Source organism: Schlesneria sp. (assembly GCF_036405755.1).
GTDB classification, from domain to species: domain Bacteria; phylum Planctomycetota; class Planctomycetia; order Planctomycetales; family Planctomycetaceae; genus Schlesneria; species Schlesneria sphaerica.
The window spans coordinates 1-6,061 of sequence record NZ_DASWWZ010000384.1; the positions used below are offsets into that span (position 1 = coordinate 1).

Annotated in this window: 1 protein-coding gene; it reads left to right on the plus strand. The window is 55.2% G+C overall.

Translation table 11 applies throughout. From position 1 onward, the window contains the following. Positions 1-6,061: tetratricopeptide repeat protein (locus VGE80_RS13315; protein WP_440593012.1), on the plus strand; the 6,061-nt coding region annotated here is incomplete at both ends.

A 6,061-nucleotide genomic window follows, 5' to 3' on the forward strand; every position in this document is an offset into this window, starting at 1 on the left:
AACTCGGCGAGGTATCCGAAAAAGAGCGTGAACTATTTGATTGGTACTACCTTTCGGTGGTGACCAACAATTCCAAACCGATGTACGTGATCCTGAAGAAACTCTCGATGCGCCCCGACGCGGATGCGGGAGTCAAATCGATGTATCTTGCTTCATTGAATGGTCGCGGTATTGAACCTGATCAGGAGGAAGCTCCGGTTGATCCCGTTGTCGAAGGCGAGACCCCGGATGAATCTCAGCCCCGATATCCCAAACTGGCGGCCCTCAGCCACGACGAGATGGAGCATGTTCTGTCGTGCTATCGATCGATTGACGATTCGACGACGGCAATGACTTACGGGCAGAATTTTTTGCAGCAAGTCGTCATGGAATTGAAGCGGTGCGGTCGCCGCGAGGAAGCAAACCAGCTCGAGAAGAAGGCCGTGGAAGAAGCCAAAGAGCCACTGCAGCTGGCAATGTTGCTTCCCACGCTGATCCAAGGCAACGATTTTGAAAATACCATGATACTGCTCGATCGTATGCTCGCGTTGAAGACGGAGACTCCCGGCAACCAGACTGGCGGTTCCAGCACATCGTTCAACTACGCGCAATATATCCAGTCACCGGATTACCAGTCCCAAATTCTCGCGCAATTGATGGCGCGCCGAGCTCAAAAGAAGAACGGGATCAGCGACGTCCTGCCACTTTGGGATCGGTACCTCAAAACGGCGATCCGACGCTACGAACAGCAGCAATCGCCTGCGGCCGTCGCGCAACGAAGTGCCTCGCAGCGAGGTGTTCAGAATCAGCAGCGTGGCTACGTCTATGTGTGGAAAGGGAATCAACAGCAGTACGAGAACCTCGATTTTCCTGCCGCAAACCGGATCTATGATCAGGCGACACTTCAAATGCTCCGCCAAATCTATGTGATCTACAAAGACGCAGATGCCTTGAAAGATCTCATCACCCAGTTCCAGCAGAAGGTCGCGACACCGGAAATGAAGGAAAGCGAGAAGATCTTCTGGCAATTCGGGCTCGCCTACCTGCACTGGTGGACGGATGACAAGGACGAAGCACTTGCCGTACTCTCGCAAGCGACAGAGCAGCTTCATGAAAATCCGGAAATGAAGTTTGAACTTGCCCGGTTGTATGAGCAGCGACAGGAACACGATCAAGCCTTGGCGATTATCGATTCACTTTCCGCAACGGACCAGCAAGCCCTTCAGCAACGTGAGATCACTGCCCTGCGTATGGCGGTAAACAGCGGAAATATCGAGCGTGCCCGGACGGCGGCAGAGCGACTGTTTGGGCTGCGGCTGGATTCAAACCTGCAAATCCAGCTCGCTCAGCAGATGCACCAGCTTGGAATGCATGAACAGGCGGAAGCGGTACTGTCCCGCGCCGGTCGACAAGCGGGAAATAAAACGGACGTCCTGGCCAATCTGATGCAACAGTATCAGTCGCAGGGCAAGAACGATCTGGCAACTCAAATCGCTCATCAACTTCTTAGACGGTCCCCCAGTAATGCCTCGACTGTCCTGAACGCCGTTCGCCGGCGCGGCATGGGGATGGGATCTGGCGATAACGGGACGCGGCAACAGGCCCTGATGGTCCTGAAGCGATCAGGCAAGCTTCCCGAGATGATCAAGAAGGTCGAAAACCAGCTTAAGTCAGCACCCAATTCCCAGCGATTGACCGAGACTCTGATCGAGTACTACACAGCAAATGGAGACACGAAGAAAATCGAAGAGCTGACTGCAAAAATCTCGGAGACGAAACAGGATGACCCTGCATTCCGCTATGCTCTCGGCCAGCAGCTATTGCAGCAGGGGAAGCACAAGGAAGCGGTCGAACACTTCAAAGTCGCGTTGAAAAAAGATCCTCAACTGGCGAGGAACAATTTCTATCAGATTATCAATACGTTCCAAAATGCGGACAAAATGGATGATCTGGTCGCCCTTCTGAAGGAATTCGATCTCAAAGCATTTCGTCAGAACCCCTGGGAACTGACCAACGTCATCAGCAATCTTTCCTACCAGGACAAAACACGGGATCACGCCGTCGAATTATTCAAGCGTGCCTGGAAAGAATTACCCGACCAGCGGCAACAGTTCCTCTCAAGTCTGAATAACGACATCTTCTGGCAGATGCCGGAAATCTATGATTATGCCCGACAGGGAATTATCCCTTCGGAAACGTCGCTCCAGCAGTCCAACGGATGGCATGGGTTCGGGCAGATTCAAAGCTACAGCGGTGACGGACAGATCAAGACGCTGATCAACCGCTTCCTCACGATTGCGACGACGAACAAAAAGCTCGACGAGCTGACAGAAGAAATTGTTGCCGCACAGAAGAAGGTCAGACACTGGGAAGGGGGCAAAGCCCTGCTGGCTCTGATCGACCTGCGTCGTGGCAAAGTGGCCGAAGGCAAACAGACTCTCGAAACGGTCTTACAAACGATCAAGGCAGGCCAACAACGTGGAAACTACACCCTATGGGAAATAGGCCAGGAACTTCGAGCCCACGATGAATGTACCGAACTTGCCATCCGGTATTTCGAAGCGGCCTGCAAAGATCCCGATATCATGACGCAGAACGAATTTCAGTACACCCCTGGCAAGCCGTTGGCATCCCTCTATACCAAACAAGGCCGCAAGGCGGACGCTCGTCGGATCATTCTTGAGGCCACGAAACCCAGGCCAACTCGCCATCGCGGCAACGAAGACTACGAAGCCTATCAGCGAATCAATAATGCCATTTCGCTCGGCCAGGAAATCTCCACACTCGGTTTCCCGATGGACGCTATTCGAGTGTATCAGGGACAACTTGCCAGAGCGGAAGATTTTACTGCGGCAGTCAGAGTCTACGGAGGGGGATCGAGCGGAGCTCAACAAATCGAGCGGTTAAAGAAGCAGCTCGAAACGGGATTCCAGACCGCCTTAAAAGGGCTCAAGCCTGAGGCCTTACCCGAACTGCTTTCCGGCAGGAAATCGGATCAGCAAGAGGAGGAGGAACCAATCGATCTGCTGCTGATCATCGATTCCCGCGAATTGGACGTAACGCGGATGTCGAGCGCACTTGCCAACCTGGTTACGACAATTACCTCAAGCCCCGAAATGATTGAAAAGACGAAAACAGCGATCAGCGAACTCCGCTCGAAAAGCTCTGATGATATTTCGCAGTCGATCCTCGTCGCTCAGATCTCGAAGGCGCTGAATGATGCCGACAATTACCAGACGGCAGTGACGCAATTGGTGGATCTCGTCGAACGGACGCCCCTCGACCCCGCACCGGAAAAGGGGACGTTCACCGCCGCGCAGCGGGATGCAGCCAAACCACAGATCGGTCTCTGGATCGTCGGCCGCGACTGCATCAAGCAGGAGTCACTGCGATCGGCCGGTGTGAAGCTGGCGGAACGTGCCCTGGAAGCGGCCCAGCGCCAGGCAGATCGAGGCTTTGAACTGGCGCTCCTCCGGGAATGGGGTCAACTGGAATTGGAAAGGGGCGATCCCGCAGCAGCGGAACGTCGCTGGGCGGAAATGCTGGAAGTCATCATTCCGAAACCGCCCGAGAAGCCTAAGAAGCCGGAAGAGCCGAAAACCAGCTTGAATGGGTTCAATCCTGTCCGTCCTGGCAATCACGTCACAGTTTCACACGCCACGTCGCAGTGCAAGGACCTGGAGGAAACTATTCTTGGTGTCCCACCGCTACACCAAGCAGCCACGGTGATTCCCGCGAAGATTGCCGTTACGCCTGCGTCGCTGCCGACAGCCGATCGATCCGGATTCACGTCCCGACAGACTCCCCTATTCCAGATCCCCTCTTCAATCGATCGAAGTACTCAGCAGGCCGTGCGTCGTCGTATGTTGTCGCGTTGGGAAATGATGCTGTCGCTAGCGATCCTCGGACAAAACTCGCTCCAGATCCAGTCCGTGCAGCCTGTCCCCGTGCCGCCGGTGAAGTCAGTCGTCGTAACGCTCGACCAGTTCGAGAAAGCAACTCAGATCGCGAAACTGGCAGCAGAAAATGGACTGACGGAACTGTCGATCAAGGCCATGTCAAAGGCGCTTCAATCAGGCCCCCCCTTAAATGCCCTTCAAGCCATCAACCCGAATCAGCCGTTCGCGACAGTCAGCAATCCTCAGCAGGACGATCAGTCCCAGGTCTACGCAAAGGTCTCTGAACGCTTAACGGTGATTGAACATCTGTGGCGTCAAAAAGCGTTTCCTGAAGAAGCCGTATATTCGATGCTGAAGAGTGCCGTGCTACCCGAGCGACGACCCCTTGAAGTCTTCTTATATCTGCGGCCTCTCACGGTTGAACCCTCGCAGCCCCCTCAAAGTGTCGGCTCTCTGCTGGTACTCTCTGCCATCCGAGCGAACAAGGTCGACGAGCTCAAGAGCTTGATTGAACCGAAGCTGACACAACCTTTGGGTGAACTCTCGGCTCGTGTTCTGCTCGCCCAGATCGCCCTGGCCACGCGCGATAGAGGACTGGCGACAGAGCAACTTGAGATCCTGAATCAGCGGCTGCAGCAGGACACTCTGCAGAACTCCAGCGAACTCGCCTGCCATGTCGCCATTCCCGCTCTCAGTCAGTTCGGCTCCCATCGCACATCAATGGAGCTGTTCGAACGGGCCGTCGAACATTTTACGCAGAATTCTCAGCTAGGACGGGGTAACGCACAAGAAGAACCGTTGCGCACGTACCGGTTCAAACTGGCTCGAGCCCATTTTGCCAATCAGAATATGGAAGCGGGAAAGAAGCACCTGGAAGAGTACCTGAACTCTCTGATCCCGATGTATGCTCGATACTCTGGAGGTTACGGACAAGTCCGGCTCCGGGCGGAATCCATTAAGGTCGCCGCGGAATACGCTCGTGCGGGGTTACGGACGGAACTCCTCAAATGCCTGGGCCAGTACGCCGACACGCAGTTCAATGCGAACTACGGACGGGAACCTGCGGGTCGGTCTGCGGGAATCATCCTGGCAGGTCTCGCTTCATTGCCCGACGCGGAGCGATATCAACTGCTGCTGCAGTGGTCACTGCCAACCCCCGAGCGAAACTCTGTACGAATTGTTGCCGATGTAGTCCAGGGGGATCATGCCCCCGGCAGCTTTGATTCGCTCAGAGGAAATGCCCCCAGGGGACCAAGGTCCTCTCAGGTCATGAGCACCGCGGAATTACTGATCGCCGCAGCAGCGAAGACAGATAAACTCGATGAGCTGCAGGCGGTACTGACACCTCTCGCAGAACAGAATATTGAAAACGCCGCGCCACTCTTAATGCTGGTACGGATCGCGAATGGAAAGAGCACTGAGGCTCACGAGGCGTTACTTAAGTTAATCGAAGAACGCAAAGCACTTGCTTCGTCTCAGACCCCCTCTTCGAGTCCCCTCTCGACGACAGACTTGCTCGTCGCTCACGCCGCTATCGCTGATCCGCACCTCAGCGACAACGGGCGGGAACTGGCACGTCAGTCCGTCGCGGCCACGTTAAGAATACGCGACTTAGGGCAGATGTCTTTGGCACGGCGAGAAAGCTTTGCTCCGTTTACCGGCTCTGCGGCCGCCGATCGAATGGCAGATCGCCCCTGGGATCAGGGGTTGAAATACTGGACATCGGCAGCCAACCCTCATGCCGTTGCGGGTGCCGCCCGCCCTCTGCCCGCACTCTGGATCATTCACGAAGACGTCGTCAGCCATGTCTGCGGTCCCGGTGGAAGCGAACTCTACTTCAAATACCCGCTCGAGGGAGAATTTACCGTCTCGTTCGATGCCTGGGTCGGCCGTTTCGCCGAGAGCGCGATGGGCTATGGGGGAGTCCTGTTCAACGCCTTGCAGCTCGCTTCAAAAGCCGAGTTCACCTCACTTGGCAATCGCACCGATACGGTGAGAAAGCCCCCTGCGCCGATGATGCAGGAAAGGTTCAATCGCTCGCGGCTTGAGGTCACCGGCAAAGAAGTCCGCTACTACGCAAATGATGTCTTTCTGTACTCCGAGCCCCGGTCGACCAGCACATCACCATTCCTCTTTCTTTTTGGAAGCAGTGAATGGAACTCGGCAATGACCAACTTGAAGAT